A 379-nucleotide genomic window follows, 5' to 3' on the forward strand; every position below is an offset into this window, starting at 1 on the left:
GGGCAGGGACGAGCTGCTCGCGCAGCACCTCGATACGGCGACGGCGCTCACCGGCCCAGTCCGCGAAACGGTCCTCGGGCAGCAACTCCCGCTGCAGTGGCCTCAGCGCGGCTGCGAGCGCATCGGCATCCCCCGCGGCGAGCGCGTGGCGCGCGGTCTTCTCCACCTCGTCGGCATCGATGCGTACCCGGTCCGGTGCCAGGAACAGCAGATCGCCCTCCGCCACCAGATAGGAGGACGGAACGCGGGGAGCCAGCTCCGGCTCAAGTGCGTGGCGTGCGGCGTGCAGGGTGACCCGGAGATTGCGTACCGCAGCATCCATCGGGGCGTCCGGCCACAGCAGGTCCATCACTTCCTCGCGGTGGCGCCGCAGTTCCGG

The 379-nt window shown here is 71.2% G+C and carries 1 protein-coding gene; it reads right to left on the minus strand.

Annotated features, from left to right (window positions below; genetic code table 11):
• Nucleotides 1–379, minus strand: a 379-nt coding sequence (locus AC1DYK_RS36195) for a hypothetical protein (RefSeq protein ID WP_478170655.1), incomplete at both ends; no start/stop codon positions are given.

The sequence above is a fragment of the Variovorax sp. P2_H12 genome, from assembly GCF_056403395.1.